17 protein-coding genes are annotated in these 16,579 nt (G+C 63.3%); 11 read left to right on the top strand and 6 right to left on the bottom strand.

The annotated features are described in order from the left end of the window. The first annotated feature begins 1 nt into the window (after position 1). Entirely contained in the window at positions 2-367 is a 366-nt protein-coding gene (locus tag AC3A4H_RS20570; RefSeq protein WP_487768373.1) for a DUF488 domain-containing protein, read from the top strand. 54 nt (positions 368-421) lie between these two features. On the opposite strand, the gene AC3A4H_RS20565 is transcribed toward AC3A4H_RS20570, so the two are convergent. From AC3A4H_RS20565 to AC3A4H_RS20540, 6 genes are all read right to left on the bottom strand, one after another. Continuing rightward, complete coding sequence (locus tag AC3A4H_RS20565; protein WP_487768372.1) at positions 422-808, bottom strand: VOC family protein; 387 nt, start codon at positions 806-808, stop codon at positions 422-424. A 141-nt stretch (positions 809-949) separates the two neighbouring features. Further along, a complete protein-coding gene (locus AC3A4H_RS20560; protein WP_487768371.1) occupies positions 950-1,543 on the bottom strand; it encodes a DJ-1/PfpI family protein in 594 nt (197 codons plus the stop codon). Positions 1,544-1,610: 67 nt separating this feature from the next. Continuing rightward, positions 1,611-2,564 (bottom strand): substrate-binding domain-containing protein, encoded by a 954-nt coding sequence (locus AC3A4H_RS20555; protein WP_487768370.1) that lies wholly within the window; start codon positions 2,562-2,564, stop codon positions 1,611-1,613. Positions 2,565-2,623: 59 nt separating this feature from the next. Next, positions 2,624-3,616, bottom strand: a complete 993-nt coding sequence (locus AC3A4H_RS20550) for an ABC transporter permease (RefSeq protein WP_487768369.1) — start codon at positions 3,614-3,616, stop codon at positions 2,624-2,626. Continuing rightward, positions 3,613-5,208, bottom strand: a complete 1,596-nt coding sequence (locus tag AC3A4H_RS20545; protein ID WP_487768368.1) for a sugar ABC transporter ATP-binding protein — start codon at positions 5,206-5,208, stop codon at positions 3,613-3,615. Before AC3A4H_RS20545 ends, AC3A4H_RS20550 begins: the two co-directional genes overlap by 4 nt. 4 nt (positions 5,209-5,212) lie before the next feature. Continuing rightward, positions 5,213-5,911, bottom strand: coding sequence for a GntR family transcriptional regulator (locus AC3A4H_RS20540; RefSeq protein WP_487768367.1), 699 nt, complete (start codon positions 5,909-5,911; stop codon positions 5,213-5,215). A 161-nt stretch (positions 5,912-6,072) separates the two neighbouring features. On the opposite strand from AC3A4H_RS20540, the gene AC3A4H_RS20535 reads away from it, so the two are divergent. The 10 genes from AC3A4H_RS20535 (at position 6,073) to AC3A4H_RS20490 (ending at position 16,548) form a co-directional block, all read left to right on the top strand. After that, complete coding sequence (locus tag AC3A4H_RS20535) at positions 6,073-6,312, top strand: hypothetical protein (RefSeq protein WP_487768366.1); 240 nt, start codon at positions 6,073-6,075, stop codon at positions 6,310-6,312. Then, complete coding sequence (locus AC3A4H_RS20530) at positions 6,312-7,538, top strand: iron-containing alcohol dehydrogenase (protein WP_487768365.1); 1,227 nt, start codon at positions 6,312-6,314, stop codon at positions 7,536-7,538. Before AC3A4H_RS20535 ends, AC3A4H_RS20530 begins: the two co-directional genes overlap by 1 nt. Positions 7,539-7,553: 15 nt before the next feature. Beyond that, the gene (locus AC3A4H_RS20525; RefSeq protein ID WP_487768364.1) at positions 7,554-9,029 is read left to right on the top strand and encodes an NAD-dependent succinate-semialdehyde dehydrogenase; all 1,476 of its coding nucleotides are present in this window, start codon (positions 7,554-7,556) and stop codon (positions 9,027-9,029) included. 8 nt (positions 9,030-9,037) lie between these two features. Next, positions 9,038-9,898 (top strand): alpha/beta hydrolase, encoded by an 861-nt coding sequence (locus AC3A4H_RS20520; protein ID WP_487768363.1) that lies wholly within the window; start codon positions 9,038-9,040, stop codon positions 9,896-9,898. Positions 9,899-10,280: 382 nt separating this feature from the next. Then, entirely contained in the window at positions 10,281-11,207 is a 927-nt protein-coding gene (locus tag AC3A4H_RS20515; RefSeq protein WP_487768362.1) for an NAD(P)-binding domain-containing protein, read from the top strand. 3 nt (positions 11,208-11,210) lie between these two features. Further along, entirely contained in the window at positions 11,211-12,575 is a 1,365-nt protein-coding gene (locus tag AC3A4H_RS20510; RefSeq protein ID WP_487768361.1) for an MmgE/PrpD family protein, read from the top strand. Positions 12,576-12,583: 8 nt separating this feature from the next. Continuing rightward, the gene (locus tag AC3A4H_RS20505; protein WP_348780221.1) at positions 12,584-13,567 is read left to right on the top strand and encodes an aminopeptidase; all 984 of its coding nucleotides are present in this window, start codon (positions 12,584-12,586) and stop codon (positions 13,565-13,567) included. Between the two features lie 71 nt (positions 13,568-13,638). Then, entirely contained in the window at positions 13,639-14,634 is a 996-nt protein-coding gene (locus tag AC3A4H_RS20500; protein WP_487768360.1) for a TRAP transporter substrate-binding protein, read from the top strand. Positions 14,635-14,641: 7 nt separating this feature from the next. After that, positions 14,642-15,211: a TRAP transporter small permease gene (locus AC3A4H_RS20495; RefSeq protein WP_487768359.1), complete on the top strand. Its 570-nt coding sequence runs from the start codon at positions 14,642-14,644 to the stop codon at positions 15,209-15,211. 20 nt (positions 15,212-15,231) lie between these two features. Continuing rightward, the gene (locus AC3A4H_RS20490) at positions 15,232-16,548 is read left to right on the top strand and encodes a TRAP transporter large permease (protein ID WP_487768358.1); all 1,317 of its coding nucleotides are present in this window, start codon (positions 15,232-15,234) and stop codon (positions 16,546-16,548) included. Positions 16,549-16,579 lie beyond the last annotated feature (31 nt).

The raw sequence follows: 16,579 nt of genomic DNA, 5'->3' as shown, positions 1-16,579 counted from the left end.
CATGGCCGGGCCCATCCCAGCGGAAAGGGTCAGGCTCAAGCGGGCCTATGAGCCGCCGTCTTCCGGGGATGGCATTCGTGTCCTGGTCGATCGGCTCTGGCCGCGCGGCGTCGCCAAGGCAGACGCCGCAATCGACGAATGGCTGAAGGAAATCGCCCCGAGCACCGAACTGCGCCAATGGTTCGGCCACGATCCTGAAAAATGGGAAGAGTTCCGCCGTCGCTATCGCGCCGAACTCACTGCGCGCGGCGCCGAACTGGATCGTCTGCGCAATCTGGCCCACAAGGGTGCCCTGACGCTGGTCTATGCAGCCCATGACGAGGAGCACAACGATGCAGTCGTGCTGCGCGAGGTGCTGCTGGAATGAGCGCCGGCCGCGACCGGCCGGACGAACTGGCACGCGGCTCAGGTACCTTGGGCGCTAATCCCGACGCGCCGGCTGGAAGAGTTCCACCAGGTTCCCGGATGGATCAACCAGAAGAACCTGCGACCCGCCCGGCCCCGACACGATGTCGTTGCGCAGGCGCACGCCGGCAGCCTTGAGGCGAGAGACCTCGGAGGCAATATCCTCGACGATCAGATGGATGCGGTTCCAGCCGCCGGGCCGGGGTTGCTCGCCATCGGCCATGGGCCTGCCGGCGGAGCTGGTCGGCCCGCTCAGCAGCAGCCGCAACGAACCGCGCCGAACGTCGGCGAAGGCCGGGCTTTGCTTGAAGGCGAGCGTGAACCCGAGATGCGTGGTGTACCACGCGACCGCGGCTTCGACGTCATCGACGATGTAGCGGACGCTGACGGTATCGGTTGTCATGTTGCCTCCTAGTGCCACTTCATGGTCCACCTCAATGACTGATGTCGCTGTCTGATGCAATCGGCACCAGCAGTCACTGGCAACACCGCCGAGGCTGCCGCGCACACGGGTTGTGTGTGGCGGCAGCCTGGGTTGGTGGGGTCAGCTGTGGCGGATCTCGGTGCCCAGCACTTTCAGGCATTCCCGGATGAATGCGGCGAGCGCGGTCCAGCCCTTGGCCGAGACCATCGTTCCATCGACATAGGCTTCCGTCGGCGACAGGTCGATATAGGTGCCGCCGGCAAGCGTTACCTCCGGCTCGCAGGCGCCGAGGGCCCCGACCTTCTTGCCGCGCACCACGCCGTCCACTGCAATCAGGATCTGGACGCCGTGGCAGATGGTGAAAATGGGCTTTTGCTCCTCATGGAAGTGACGGACGATCGCCTGGACCCGCTTGTCCGTGCGGATGTATTCCGGGCCGCGACCGCCGGCGCAGTAGACCGCGTGATACTGGTCAAGCTGCCGTTCCGCTTCCGAAAACGTCTTGTTGATCAGGGCGTAGTGACCCAGCTTCTCGGTATAGGTTTGGTCGCCTTCGAAGTCGTGCAGCGACGTCTTGATCAGGTCGCCGGCATTCTTGTCGGGGCAGACGACATGCACGGTGTGTCCCACCGCTTCCATGGCCTGCTGGAATACGTAGATCTCGTACTCCTCGGTGAATTCACCGGTCAGCATCAGTATTCTTTTGCCTGGCAAAATGAAGTCCTCCTCCAGTTCGGGAACGCGGGACGGCAAAGCCACCGTCCCGCTTTTGGTTGGGTGCTCAGAAGGGTGAATCGGGGAAGTAGAATTCCTCGGCGTTCTGCTGGGTGATCAGCGGCGCGTCGAGCTTGACGGCGCCGCGCACCGGCGCATGCCCCACGAGATTGGCGACGGTCATGTAGACGGCCGTCTTGATCATCGACGGCGGATAAGGCGTCTCGACCGGCGTCACCGGATCGCCGTCGATGACCTTCTTGACGATTTCCTTCATGCCGTTGCCGCCTAGCGCATACTTGATCTCGCTGCGTCCCGATTCCTTGACCGCCTCGAGCACGCCAAGCAGCATGTCGTCGTCATTGGCCCAGACCGCATCGATATGCGGATATTTGGCCAGATAATCCTGCATCAGCTTGAAGGCGTCATCGCTGTTCCAGTTGGCATACTGGATATCCAGGATCTTGAGTTCGGAGCCTTCAATGCCTTCCTGAAAACCCTTGATGCGTTCGTCGTCGATGACGGTCGGGATGCCGCGAAGCACCACGAGATTGCCCTTGCCGCCCAGCTTGTCGACCAGGTACTTCGCCGTGTTCTTGCCCACCGCGATATTGTCGCCGGCGACATAGAGGTCCTGGATGGTCGGGTCGTTGAGGCCGCGGTCGACGACCGTGATGAAGGTGCCCGCGTCCTTGACGGCCTTCACCGGCATCGTCAGTTCCTCGGAGGTGTGCGGGAGAATGACCAGCGCATCCAGCTTCCGACCCGCCGAGAGATCTTCCAGCGCACTCACCTGCGCGCTGGCCGACGGCGAGGTCTTCACGACCACTTCGACAGTGTCCGCAAAGGCGGCATTGATTTCCTTGGCCGCAGCCTGTGCGTGGTAGACAACGCCCGCGGTCCAGCCGTGGTCGGCTGCCGGGATCGACACGGCGACGACCTTCTTCTCGGCCGCCCAGGCCTGGCCGGCGACAAGCAGGGCGCCCAGCGCGGCCGTCGCAATCCAACTTGCTCTCAACATTGATACCTCCCTTTGAAATGGACCGATTGAAAACGGCACCCGCCTGGTCCGAACGCGGGCTACTTGGAAAACCTCTGGATGAGCATGGCGATGATGATGATGACCCCCTGCACCGCGGCCACGAGGTACTCGGAAACGAAGTCCGAAAGCACCATCAGGTTGGCGATGAGTTCGAGGATCACCGCTCCGGCAACGGTCCCCCATACCCGCCCCTTGCCGCCTCGCAACGCCGTGCCGCCGATGACGACGGCGGTAATGACCTGCAGCTCCCACAGAACACCGGTGGTCGGCGTTGCGGCGCCCAGGCGGGGCACGTAGCAGATGGCCGCGATGGCGACGCAGGCGCCCTGGATCACATAGGCCAGGGTCCGGGTCTTGATGATGGAGATCCCTGAATAGCGGGCCACATCCTCGTTGGCGCCAACGGCAGCGCATTTGCGGCCATACTTCATCTTGTAGAGGATGAAAGAGCCAATCGCCGCCACCGCAAGCGAGATGAGGATCGGCACTGGAATACCCACCACCGTGCCGAAATAGACCGGCCGATAGGCTTCGCGCAGGGTGCGGTCGATCGGGATCGTTCCCCCATCGGACATGTAGGTGATCAGCGCGCGGAAGATGCCCATCGTTCCCAGTGTGGCGATGAACGGCTCTATCCTGCCGACCGTGACGATCAGGCCGTTGGCCAATCCACATGCCGCTCCGGCGACAAGGGCGATAGTCATGCCCGCGGGAATGGCCCAGGCGCCATAACTGGGAGCCATCATGTTCATGAACATGATGGTGATGCCGGTGATGAACGCAGCCATGGAGCCGACGGAAAGATCGAGACCGCCGGACGAGATCACGAATGTCGCGCCCACGGCGATGATCGCAATGAAGGCGCTACGGGTGATGACATTGCCGAGATTGGTGGCCGAGAGAAAATCGGGATTGATCGCAAAGCCGATGACCAGGAGCGCGGCAAGGGCGAGGAACGGCCCAGCATCGGCCCAGGTGACAAAAAATTCCTTGTCGCGCGCGAGACGGGCGGTCTGGCTGATGGCGGTCATGATCTCCCCCCTCGGGCGACGCTTCCGGCGCCAGCATCGCTGGTCGCCAACAATGCAATGTTCTTTTCGGTCATCTCGTCTCCGGAGACTTCGCCCGTGATCCGGCCTTGGCGCATGACCAGAATGCGGTCGCAGATGCCGATCAGCTCCTGCATCTCGGACGAGATGACGATGCAGGCCTTGCCCTGGGCGACGAGCTGCTGGATGAAGGCGTAGATTTGCGCCTTGTTGGCGATGTCGATGCCGCGTGTCGGCTCGTCGATGATGACGACCGATGGATCGGTCAGGAGCACCTTGGCGAGCAGCAGTTTTTGCTGGTTGCCGCCCGAAAGCTGGCCGGCCCTGGCGCTCATGCTCTTCAGGCGGATGTCGTAATTCTCCACCGCCTGCGCGAGCGCCTCGGCCTCCCGGGCACGGCGCAAGTAAAGCCCTGGATGGAAGCGGGCGAGCGCCGAGAGCGTCAGGTTCGGAGCAAGGCGCTCCTGCAGCAAGAGGCCCTTGCCCTTGCGATCCTCCGTCAGATAGCCGATGCCTGCCTCGATCGCTTCGCGCTGGGAGCGGATATGGATGGGTTTGCCGTTCAGCTCGACATCCGCGACCGCAGGGCGCAATCCCACGATGCCCTCGAACAGCTCGGTCCGGCCGGCACCGATCATGCCGGCGAAGCCAAGGATCTCGCCCTTGTGGACGGTGAAGGAGACGCTTTCGCCAAAGCCCGCGACAAGGGCATTCCTGACGCTGAGGATCGCCTCGGCCGTCTTGAACGCTCCTTTCGGGGGATAGAGCGCCGCCAACTCGCGACCGACCATGAGCTGCGCCATCTCCATCTGGCTCAACGTGCGGCCCGGATAGGTGCCAACCATCTTGCCGTCGCGCAAAACGGTCACCCGGTCGGCCAGCCTCTGCACTTCGTCGAGCCTATGGCTGATGTAGAGAACGGCGATGCCTTCGGACTTCAGGCGAAAGATGATCTCGAGAAGCCTCTCGACTTCTTCGCCGGTCAGCACCGCCGTGGGTTCGTCGAAAATCACGAGCTTGTGGTGATCGAGCAGCGCGCGGGCGATCTGAACGAGCTGCCGATCCGCCAGCGCGACGTTTCGCACGAGCGCGTTGGGAGAAATATGGCATCCGAGCTCCGCGAGCTTTTCCGCCGTCCTGCGCCTCATCGTGCGGTCGTCGACCATGCCGTTCCGGGTCAACTCCTGCCCGAGGAAGACGTTTTCGGCGACGGTCAATCCATCGGCAAGGAGGATCTCCTGGTGGACGAGAGCGATTCCAGCATCCTGCGCCGCATGCGGGTTGGGGAAGCTGACCGGCTTGCCCTCCAGGAACAGGGCGCCGTCCGTCGGGTCGGCATAGCCGGACAAGAGGCGCATCAAGGTCGACTTGCCCGCGCCGTTCTCTCCGATGATGGCGTGTATTTCACCGGGAACGATGTCCAGGGAGATGTCCGAGAGAACCGTTACCGCGCCATACCGCTTGCAAAGGCCCTCCGCCCGCAGCAACGCCGAGGCATGCGGCCCAGTGCTGCGGCTGACGTCATGAGACGGCGTGTGGTCCTCAAGCATATCGACGCTCTCGGCAGCGGACATCGACTCAGTCCCGCTCGAATGCCGGCAGCAGCCGGTCTCGCGAACGCTCGATGTGAAGGCGCATGGCCTTTGCTGCGGCGTCAGGATCGCGGGCCGCAAACGCATCGAGGATGGCCTGGTGCTCGTCCAGCGCCTCTTCGGTGACGCGCCAATGGAACATCAGGCGGAAAATGTGGAAATGGGTGTGCTGGAAGCTCAGCGTCTGCCGGATGAGCTGATTTCCGGCGAACTCCATGATCTTGTCGTGAAAGACCCCATCCTGACGGGCAAAGGTTGAATAGTGGAGGCGCTCGTCCTTGTCGTCGCGGCGGGCCATCACTCCGGCAGCGTCCTGCAGGACCTTGAGCTTCTCCTCATCCATTGAGGCCGCTGCCTTTGCAGCCCCATCCGGCTCCAGAAGCAGGCGCAGCTCGTACAGCTCGTCAAAGCGGCGCCGCGTGATCTGCGGCGCGGCCCGATAGCCCACCAGGTGCGTCTTGACCACCAGCCCTTCGCCTTCCAGGCGCCCCAGCGCCTCGCGAATGGGCGTGTGGGAAACATTGAACTGCTTGACGAGCGTGTCGACGGTGATCCGCTCGCCCGGAGCGATCTTCAGCGACATGAGCTGCGCAAAGATCGCCTCATACACGTCGTCCGAGAGACTGTTGGCGCGATGGATATGATGGGTTCCATCGGGCGCATCCGAAAGCCTGGGTGAATTCATGACCTGCCGTCTTTTTTCGTCTTGACAGGTCACATCGCTAGCATGGATGCTCCGCGCAATGCAATACTATATCCTATACGATTTTATATAGGAGACGATTTTATTTCTGCTCCGGGCGCGCTCTGCGCTCGCCAGCGGTTCTCTTGGAGGAGAGTTCTGCCTTGAAAAAACTAGCTTTTCCCTGGTTTCCATTGGCCCGCGGTTCAGCGCCGGGCCAATTTCCCGCAGCTTTGCTGCGCTTGCTGAATGCCACGGTCCGCATAGCCCCCTACGCGACCAAGGCCGCAGCCTTGATGCTTGCGGCACCATATCGGCTGCGCGCCACGGCCGATCTCAAGCCGTGGGCTGCCGCCCTTCCGAAATCACGTGCTCTTTCCCCCGCCTTCGAAGGAAATCGATAATGACGCTCTATGCCGCCATGAGGCTGCCGCGCGAGATTCTGTTTGGACAAGGGCAGCGCCGGGCATTGCCCAGCGTCGCCCTGAAGCACGGCAAGCGGGCCTTGATCTGTACCGACAAACGCTTTGCAGGTACCGAGCTCTTCGCCGACATATTGCAAGGGCTGAAGGCGGCGGCGATCGATGCTGTCGTCTACGATCGTGTCTTGCCTGACGTTCCCCGCGACACGGTCGCCTCATGCGTGGAGGAGGTTCGATCCTTCAATCCAGACATGGTGATAGGCATCGGCGGCGGCAGTTGCCTGGACATGGCCAAGTGCGCGGCATTGCTGCTCACGCATGGGGGCGCGCTCCCGGACTATTATGGGGAGTTCAAGGTTCCGGGCCCGATCTTGCCGGTCATCGCCGTGCCGACGACCTCTGGCACCGGATCGGAAGTGACGCCGGTGGCCGTGATCTCCGATCCCGACCGAACGCTGAAGGTGGGGATTTCCAGCCCTCACCTCATCGCATCCTGCGCCATCTGCGATCCCGACCTGACATTGACATGTCCGGCAGGCTTGACGGCGATAGCTGGCGCTGACGCGCTGACCCACGCCATCGAGGCCTTCACCGCCGCAAGGCGCGGCAACGGCCACGAGCTCGCACAGCAGCACGTCTTCATCGGCAAGAATGCCATGAGCGACCATTTTGCGCTGCTTGCGATCAGGCTGCTCGGGCGCAGCCTGGAAAAGGCGTTCCTGGACGGCTCCGACGAGGCGGCCCGCGCCGACGTGATGATGGGCGCTCTCGCCGCCGGCTGCGCCTTCGGCACGGCGGGAACCGCCGCCGCCCATGCCGTCCAGTATCCTGCCGGCGCCCTCACCCACACCGCGCACGGCCTGGGGGTCGCGACCATGTTGCCCTATGTGATGAGCTATAACCGGGCGGTCGCCGCTGCCGAGATCGCGCAGATCGGCGCAGCCCTGGGGCTCGACGACACCGGCCGTAGCACCGAGGAGATGGCCGATGCGACGATTGCCGAAATCGGCAGGCTCTTCGCCGCAATAGGCATCACGCCGACTCTCGCTTCTTTGGGGCTTCCCGCCGACAAGCTCGACTGGACGGCAGAGCAAGCCCTCGGCATCGACCGGCTCATCAAGAACAACCCGCGCACCTTCGATCTCGCTGCAATGAGGCGCCTCCTCCAGGCCGCCTATGACGGCGACCTTGCCGCTTCCGCCGTCTGACAATCAGGACCTCCGATGAACATTTCCCATCAGTCTGCCCATCAACACGACATCAGCGCCTTTTCGCGCGGCCTCTATATAGACGGCGAATGGCGTCAGTCCGGAAGCGGAGAGCTGATCGAGGTCGTCGATCCTTCGACTGAGGCCGTGATCGCCGCGGTTCCGGACGCGACCCTCGAAGACGCCGCCTCAGCCGTCGAGGCGGCCGCCAGGGCTGCCGCCGGCTGGCGCGAGACGGCACCGCGCAAGCGCTCCGAGATCCTCCGGCGCTGTTTCGAGCTCATGGTCGAGCGATCGGAAATGCTCGCGACCCTGATTTCGCTGGAGAACGGCAAGGCGCTGCGCGATGCGCGCGGCGAGGTTGCCTATGCCGCGGAGTTCTTTCGCTGGAACGCGGAAGAAGCAGTCCGTATCACCGGCGAATACGCAATCGCGCCCAGCGGCACGAACCGCATAGTGGTCGACCATCAGCCGATCGGCATCTGCGTGCTCATCACGCCGTGGAACTTCCCGGCCGCGATGGCGACCCGCAAGATCGCACCGGCTCTCGCGGCCGGCTGCACGGTAATCCTCAAGCCTGCCAGTGAAACGCCGCTGACCGCCTTTGCGCTCGCGGCCCTCTACGAGGAAGCCGGCGTTCCGCGCGGTGTCGTCAACGTTCTGACGACGTCGCGGCCCGGCCCCGTCACCGCGGCAATGCTGGCCGATCCTCGCGTGCGCAAGCTGTCCTTTACCGGATCGACCGGCGTTGGCCGGGTGCTGCTCGCGGAGGCCGCAAAGAACGTTATCTCCTGCTCGATGGAGCTTGGCGGAAATGCGCCATTCATCGTCTTCGACGATGCCGATCTTGAGGCCGCGCTCGACGCCGCCATGATCGCCAAGATGCGCAATGCAGGCGAAGCATGCACGGCGGCAAACCGCGTCTATGTCCAATCAGGCATCTACCAGGCCTTTGCGGAAGGCCTGCGAAGCCGCATGGCAGCTTTGAGGGTGGGAGCCGGCGTCGACAGCGCGACCGAATGCGGGCCCATGATCACGCGCAGGGCGGTCGAAAAGCTCGACCGCCTGGTGACCGACGCCGTCTCCCGCGGCGCGCGGGTTCTTTGCGGCGGCGTCGTTCCTGAAGGAAGCGGTTTCTTCTACCCGCCGACCGTCCTGTCGGACGTGCCCGCCGATGCCGAGATGGCGCATGAGGAGATATTCGGGCCTGTCGCGCCGCTTTCGCGCTTCGATAGCGAGGATGAAGTCATCGCAAAGGCAAACGACACCGAATATGGTCTTGTCGCCTACATTTTCACGCGCGATCTTGCGCGCGGCATGCAGGTGGGCTCAAAGATCGAAGCGGGCATGATCGCCCTCAACCGGGGGCTGGTGTCCGATCCGGCTGCGCCATTCGGGGGGATGAAGCAAAGCGGCCTGGGGCGAGAAGGCGGCCAGCACCACGGCATCGCCGAGTTCCTCGAGATGAAATACTTCGCCGCCAGCTTTTGAGAGGGCAGATGGCATCGACGACCGACCCTTTCCGCATCCGCGATCATGTTGCCGAGTTCGACGATATCGTTCGCGAAATCGTCAGCAGAAGCGAGAAGACGCGCCTGCAACTGCCCATGGTCGCCGATGTCGCCTATGGCGCCGACCCGACCGAGACCGTCGATCTGTTCTTTCCGGTCGTCCGCCAGGAAAGCATGCCCGTGCACATGTTCATCCACGGCGGCTACTGGCGGATGTTCTCCAAGCGCGACTATTCCTATGTCGCCGAAACCGTCACCAAGGCCGGGGCAATCGCCGTCATTGTCGACTATGCCCTGATGCCGTCGGTCAGGATGGCCACAATCGTCGACCAGGTGCGACGGGCAAAACGCTGGGTTGTCGACCACATCGCCGAGTTCGGCGGCGACCCGGCACGGCTGACGGTGAGCGGCCATTCCGCCGGCGCGCATCTTGCGACATTCCTGTTCAACGAAACGGAATTGCCATCGGGGATACAGGCTGCGCTGCTGCTCGGCGGCCTGTATGAACTCAAGCCGCTCCAATCATCCTTCCTGCAGGGCGAGATCGGCATCACCGACGAGGAAGTCGACAGCTTCACGCCGTTGACCCACCGGCATGACCGGAACACGAAGGTCACGATCATGGTCGGAGCGGACGAAACTGCGCCCTTCCACGATCAGGCGGAGAAATTCGCGAACTCCCTTCGGTCGCAGGGCCTGCCGGTCTCATCCATGACTCTGGCCGGCCGCAATCATATGGATAGCGTCAGAGACCTAGGAATCGCCTCCTCCGAGGCTGGTCGGCGTTTGATGGAGGTCATAGAGCTTGGGTATGACGCAGCACCCGCGATGCACCCAAGCGTCATCTAGTGCGGCCAGCCCGGGTTAAGACTTTCCGGGACCAGACATCGTCCGGCAGTGGTGCCGAAGAGCCGTCCACGGCGAATCGGCGCCGTCTGAGCGCTGTGGGATCGTACCCGTTGTAGCCCCTGCGCCATTCTTCCCTTCGTCCGGCGTCGTCACAGCGCTCATGACAATCGGATGTCCGGTAGTCGACTGCCTGGCACGCGCGATCTTTGTGCGACGGACCCGCTGCCGGATATAGCGGCTCTTCGCCAACCAAACCCACTAAAAGCTTTGCACTACAGCCCACGACATCTGCCATATCATTCCATCCAGTAGAATATAATTTCATCTGTTGACATTCTGTACCCTTCGTGGAAGGTTCCTCGCCAACGGAGGCTAGGGGGCCATGCTCTATTTTGCCGAGGCAGACAGCCGGGGCGCGATCGAGATCGCACTTGCGGCGCAGATTATCGACGACACCTACCGTTCCATCGGGGAAGGGCGCGTCCATGCGTCAGCGCCGTCTATGATGCGGATCGGAACCACGCCGCACCGCCTGGGGGTCAAGGGTGCCGTGCTCGACCATCTCGGCGTTGCCGGCGTCCGGCTCACCTCTCGCGCCGCGCCGCGGCTGGTGCTGTGGTCGCTCGAGACAGGCGAGCCGGTTGCCTTCTTTGACGAGCGTACGATGTACAGGTTCCGCACCGGGGTTTCAGCGGCGGTCGTCGCGGGATACCTGCTGCGGGCGCGTCCGCTTCGCCGCGCCGCCATCATCGGCGCCGGCCCGATAGCAAGCCAGATTGCCCTGGCAATCCATGAACTGCTGAAGCCGTCACAGATCGTCGTCGCATCGCGCAGTCCAGAGTCCGCGGAGCGTTTCGCCGCCGATTGTCGTGCCTCCGGGCTTCCGGCCTCTTCCGCGCAATCCGCCCCTGAGGCAGTGCATGAGGCGGACCTTGTCGTCACGATCACCACCGCCAATGAAGTGCTCGTGCGGCGCGAGCATCTGAAGGATGGGGCGACGGTTCTTTCGATGGGCGGCGGCCTCGAGATCGACCCTGGGATCTGGGCCTCGGCTGCCGTTCGCTTCGTCGACGACCTCAGCTACGCGCTCCTTCAAGGAGACGCCCATGCCTGGATAGCGGGCGGCCTTATCGATGCGGCCGGGTTCGAGGCTAGCCTTTCCGGCACGATCGGCGAACTCGCCGCCGGGCGCGTTCCGGACCTGCCGTCTGACGGCATCGCCATGGCGATCGTTCAGGGAACCACCGCGCTCGATATCGCACTCGCACACGCAATCTACAACGCCAGGCTGAACAACAGGAACAACTAGACGATGTCGAACGACTTTCTCGACCGCCTGTGCAACGCGGTACTCGAGCCCGCCATCGTCACGCCCCCGGAGCAGCGCCATCTGATCGCGCGCGCCATGGCCGACACGATTGCGGTTGCGGCCGCCGGCTTTCCCGAGCCCGTCACCCGCAACGTCCTCGCGGCCTATGGCGGCAACGGGCCGCGCACCTGGTCCGGAGAACCTTGCGAGAGCGCAGAAGCGGCGATCCTCGTCAACGGCGTCGCCTCGCATGCGCTCGATTTCGATGACGTCTACCTTGAAAGCATGGCGCATATCAGCACCGTGCTGTTGCCGGCAGTGCTGCGCCACGGCGATGACGATCCGGACGAAGTCATCGCGGCGTTTGCAGCCGGGCTTATTGCCGCCAAGGCAGTTGCGCGCCGTGTCGGTCCCGGCCACTACCACAAGGGCTTTCACGGCACCGGCACGATCGGCACTTTTGCCGCTGCCGCTGCCTGCGGGCGCCTGGCCGGCCTCGCGCCGGCGCAGATGGCCAACGCGCTCGCCATCGCGGCATCGCTGTCGAGCGGGCTTCAGGCGAATTTCTCGACCCAGACCAAGCCGGCCCATGCGGGGTTTGCCGCCGCCGCAGGCTATCGCGCGGCCCGGCTTGCGCAGGCCGGCGTCACCGGCTCTCGCACGGTGTTTTCAGAGCGTGGCTATCCCGGTCTCTATGGGGCAGGCGACGGCGAGGAAGCCCCCGGAGATGACGCGTTCGAGCTTCGGCCCGACCTCATCTCGGTCAAGCTCTTTCCCTGCTGCTATGCATCGCATCGTCTTGTCGGCATCGCGCTGGACGCGCGCGCCGCGCTCGGCGACGAAGCCCTGCAACCTGGCGCACGCTACACGCTCAGCGTGCCCGCCTCCAGCATCAGTCTCCTGAAGCACAACCGCCCTCGTGACGGGATGCAGGCGAAATTTTCAGCCACCTATCCCTTTGCGGTGGCGCTTCTGCGCGGCACGCCGACCCTTGCCGACTTTACTGACAGCGGGGTGGGCGAGGCAAAAGTGACGCAACTGATGGAGCGCTTGGAGATCGTCGAGGACGAGACGCAGCCGAGCGGCGGCGATATCGAGTTCGGCCAGGTGACGCTGACCATCGAAATGCCGTCGGGCGGCCAGCGGCGTTTCGTTCGCGCGGCGCTTCCGGGCTCTCCGCTCGACCCGCCCGCGCCGGATGCGCTGAGAGAAAAGCTTGCCGGCTGCCTCTCGGTCTACGAGCGGTGGAGCGGCCATGCGTTCCCGCTGCGCGGCCGGACGCCGGGCCTCGGAATCGAAGGCTGGCTGCCAGATGCGGCCAATGCCGGGGATGACCATGCACCTGATACATACGGAGTGAAGTCTTGAGCGTACAAATGATCGATCTTGTCAAAATCCTGCGCACGCCGCTTGAGCTTAACGCCAAGCCGGGCGACAAGATCCTGATCGTCACCGACACGGCGATCGAAACGGTGCTCTGGCAGTCGCTCGCCGCTGCCGCAGGCACCATGGGCATCGAATATACGATCGCGATGATGTCGCCGCGCGCAACCCACGCGCTGAACCCGACCAGCGCGATCTGCTCGGCCGCCAAGGACCCCGACACCGACCTCGTGATCTACCTGACCAGCACGGCTCTGGCGCATTCGCCGCTCAACGCCGAGTTGCTGGAAATTGGCAAGCGTCACCTGCTGATGGAAGAACTGACGACGGCGATGCTGAACCCCGACGGTCCGGCGGGAGCCGACTACCCGGCGATGAATGTGCTCGGCAAGAAGGTCGAGAAGATCTTCAGCGACGGAAAGACTATCCGCGTCACCTGCCCGAACGGCACCGACCTGACCGCAAGCATCGAGGGCCGTCCCGGCCGCGCGATCACCGGCAAGGTGTTCCAGATGCGCGAGAACGGCGGCGGCGGATGCGCGTTCCCGGATGGCGAGACCCACATCTGCCCGGTTGAGGGCACCGGCGAGGGCCGGGTGGTGTTCGACCTGACGGCGCACTCGGTCGGCGCGCTCAAGGAGCCGATCATCCTGACGATCGAGAAGGGCTTCGTCACCAAGATCGAGGGCGGCGCACAGGCTGACGTCTGGAAGAACATCCTTGCGACGCATGGCGATGCCGGAAGCTACAACGCGCCCGCAGAGATCGCCCTCGGCCTGAACCCCAAGGTGAAGCCTGTCGGCTCCATGCGTACCGACAAGAAGATGTATGGCACGGCCCATATCGGCCTTGGCGATACCGTCACGCTCGGCGGCACCTGCCACGCGAAGCTGCGGCTAGAAGGCGTCATCAGCAAACCCGAAATCACAGTCGACGGCGTCGTTGTGTCCAGCCAGGGCAAGATACTCGTCGACTAAGTCCCAAAACTATCGGAGCGCCAGGGCCACTGGCGCTCCGACGCACCAATACAGGCGGAGGAAATCCAACCATGACACGTAAACTGCTTGCCACTCTTGCCGCCGGTGCCGCCGCGCTGCTCATTGCATCGGGTGCCGCTCTGGCCCAGTCGGTCACGCTGACACTGGCACACCAATATCCGAGCACGCAGCCGATCGGCGACGGCTATAATCTCTGGGCCAAGCGCGTTGAGGAACTGAGCAACGGCGACATCAAGGTCCGCGTCTTTCCAGGCAGCACGCTGATCGGCAGCGACGAGTCCTTCTCGGCGGTTTCGACCGGCTCCGTCAGCGCCTCGAACATGATCGGCGGTTTCCAGGGAGGTGACATCCCGGAACTGGGAGCGATCACGATGCCGTTCCTTTTCGACGATTACGGCCACTACAAGCGTGCGGTCGACGGCGGCCTGCGCGAGCTGGTTTCGGGCTGGTACGAGGCGAAGAACATCAAGCTGTTGAGCTTCTTCCCGAAGGGCAACGACCAGGTCTTCCACAAGTCGAAATTCCTGACCAATCCGGAGGACTTCGTCGGCGCCCAGATCCGCGGCGTCGGCGGCGTATCCGACGCCGTGCTGACCGCTCTGGGAGCCAACGTCGTGCGCCTGCCCACCACTGAAGTGACGCAGGGCCTGCAGCGCGGCGTCGTCGACGGCATCGTCACCAATTGCGTTGCCCATATCGGCCGCTCCTGGTTCGAGCAGGCGCCCTATGCTTCCGTCGTCTCGCTCAAGAACGACATCGAGAGCCTCGGCCTCAATCTCGATGTCTGGAAGGGATTGACCGAGGAACAGCAGAAGGTCGTGCTGGACGCGGCATCCGAAATGGAAGCATTCGAGTGGGAACTGATGGAGCGCGTCGAATCCAAGGACTGCTTCGCAGATTGGGAAGAGCGCAAGGTCAACGTCCAGGTCACCACACCTGAGCAGAAGGCTGCCCTGAAGGCGGCCGTTGCATCGGTCTACGACGACTACAGGGTGACGCTGCCAATTCTCGACGACGTGCTGAAGATCGTAGAAGCGGCGCGCTGACGCATCGGTGGACGACGAGGACTTCCCAATGTCTCACAATTCAGGTCACTCGGACGATACGATCGAACCGATTGGACAGAACCCACTGGAGAAGATCGCAACTGGGGCAGTGCATGTGGCTGCGCTCATCCTCCAGATCGCGGCGGTGGCCCTCGTCGTCAATGCCGCCTATCGCTACACGGTCGGAGGCGGGTTCACGCTCATCTCCGAAGCGACCCGCTTCTCGCTCTTGATCGTGGTGTTCCTCGGTCTCGCCGGCACCCATATCGTCGGCGGGCACGTCCGCGTCGACCTCTTGCTGTCGGCGCTGCCGGATCGCGCCAAGGAACTGATCGCCGGCTATCTCGTGCCTGTCGCGAGCATCTTCTATCTCAGCCTTCTCGGGTGGTCGGGCTGGGTGGCGACGGCCCAGATGTTCGCGCAGGGAACGACTACGCCGAGCCAACCATACATCACGCTCTGGCCGATCGCCTCGGTGATTCCGATCGGCTGCGGCCTTCTGATTCTTATTCTTCTGCTTCATCTCGCGCGCCGTATTTCCCGGGCGAAAACCCGTGATCTGACCACGCAAGACTGATCGCCTCACGGAGATACAAAATGAATATCGGTATCACTGCCGGTCTGGCGACCGCCGGTCTGATTGCGCTGTTGCTGCTTGGCATTCCCATCGCCTATGTCCTTGGCATGACGGGCATTTTTGGCCTGTTCTCGGCAACCGGGGGGACCAGCGCTTGGCTGTCGCTGACTTCCGGCGCAGCGCTCCACCTGTCCAGCTCCAGCCTGCTCGCCATCCCGCTCTTCATGCTGATGAGCGCCTACATCACCGAGAGCGGCATGGGGCCGAAGCTGCTCGACTTCACCGACAAGTGGTTCTCGAAGATGCCTGGGGCGCTCTACAATGCAGCCCTTGCGGCTTGCGGCGCCTTCTCGACCCTTTCCGGATCGAGCGTCGCGACTGCCGGCGCCATCGGCGGCGTCGTCATTCCCGAGTTCAAGCGCCGCGGCCTCAACGTCAAGCGAGGCATGGGCGCGGTTGCCGCCGGCGGCACGCTGGGCGTCCTCATTCCGCCGAGCACCGCTTTCATCATCTATGGCGAACTCACCGAAACGTCGGTTGCCCGGCTGTTCATGGCGGGTGTCGTTCCAGGCGTGCTGATCCTGGCGGTGTTCATCGTCTACACGATGATCGTGTCGCATGCGGAAGAGCGCAAGGCGCCGCCGGTCGACACGCCAGACGTGACCTGGGTGGAACGCTGGGCGTCGCTGCGCCAGATCTGGTCGGCCATCGTGCTGATGGCGGCGGTTCTCGGCGGCATCTTCTTCGGCGTGGTCACCCCGACCGAAGCCGCCGCTCTCGGCGCCCTCTCCGCGATGCTGATCGGCGTCTACGTGCTCAAGGGGCTGAGCTGGAAGGGCGTGCACCGGGCCGCCGTCCGTTCGATCTACTCGATCACCATGATCGGGACGATCCTGCTCGGCGGCCTCATCCTCGGCCGCGCGGTCACCATGCTCGGCATCTCGCAGGACCTAGTCGATCTGATCCAGGGCACCGGCCAGCCTGGCTGGATGGTGATCATGTGGATCATGCTGCTGCTGCTGTTCCTGGGCATGTTCCTCGACGGCGCGGCGATGACCGTCATCACCATTCCGCTGCTGTTTCCGGTGATCACCTCCTATGGCTACGACCCGGTCTGGTTCGCCATCATCTTTGTCGTCAACACCGAGATCGGGTTGCTCACCCCGCCGGTCGGCATGAACCTCTTTGTTGTGAAGGCGATTTCGGGCGAGCCGATGATCGATGTGGTGAAGGGTGCTTTGCCCTACACGTTGCTGTTGGGCTTGATGCTGATCGTCCTCATCATCTTCCCGCAGATCAGCCTGTGGCTGCCCGACTTGCTGCTTGGTCCCCGCTGATTTTCTTGACAACAATCTGCCGACCCTGAAC

The sequence above is a fragment of the Pseudaminobacter sp. Soil_N_29 genome (genome assembly GCF_057656055.1).
The sequence above is the reverse complement of the archived record's forward strand: the minus strand, read 5'-3'. Positions and strand labels throughout refer to the sequence as shown.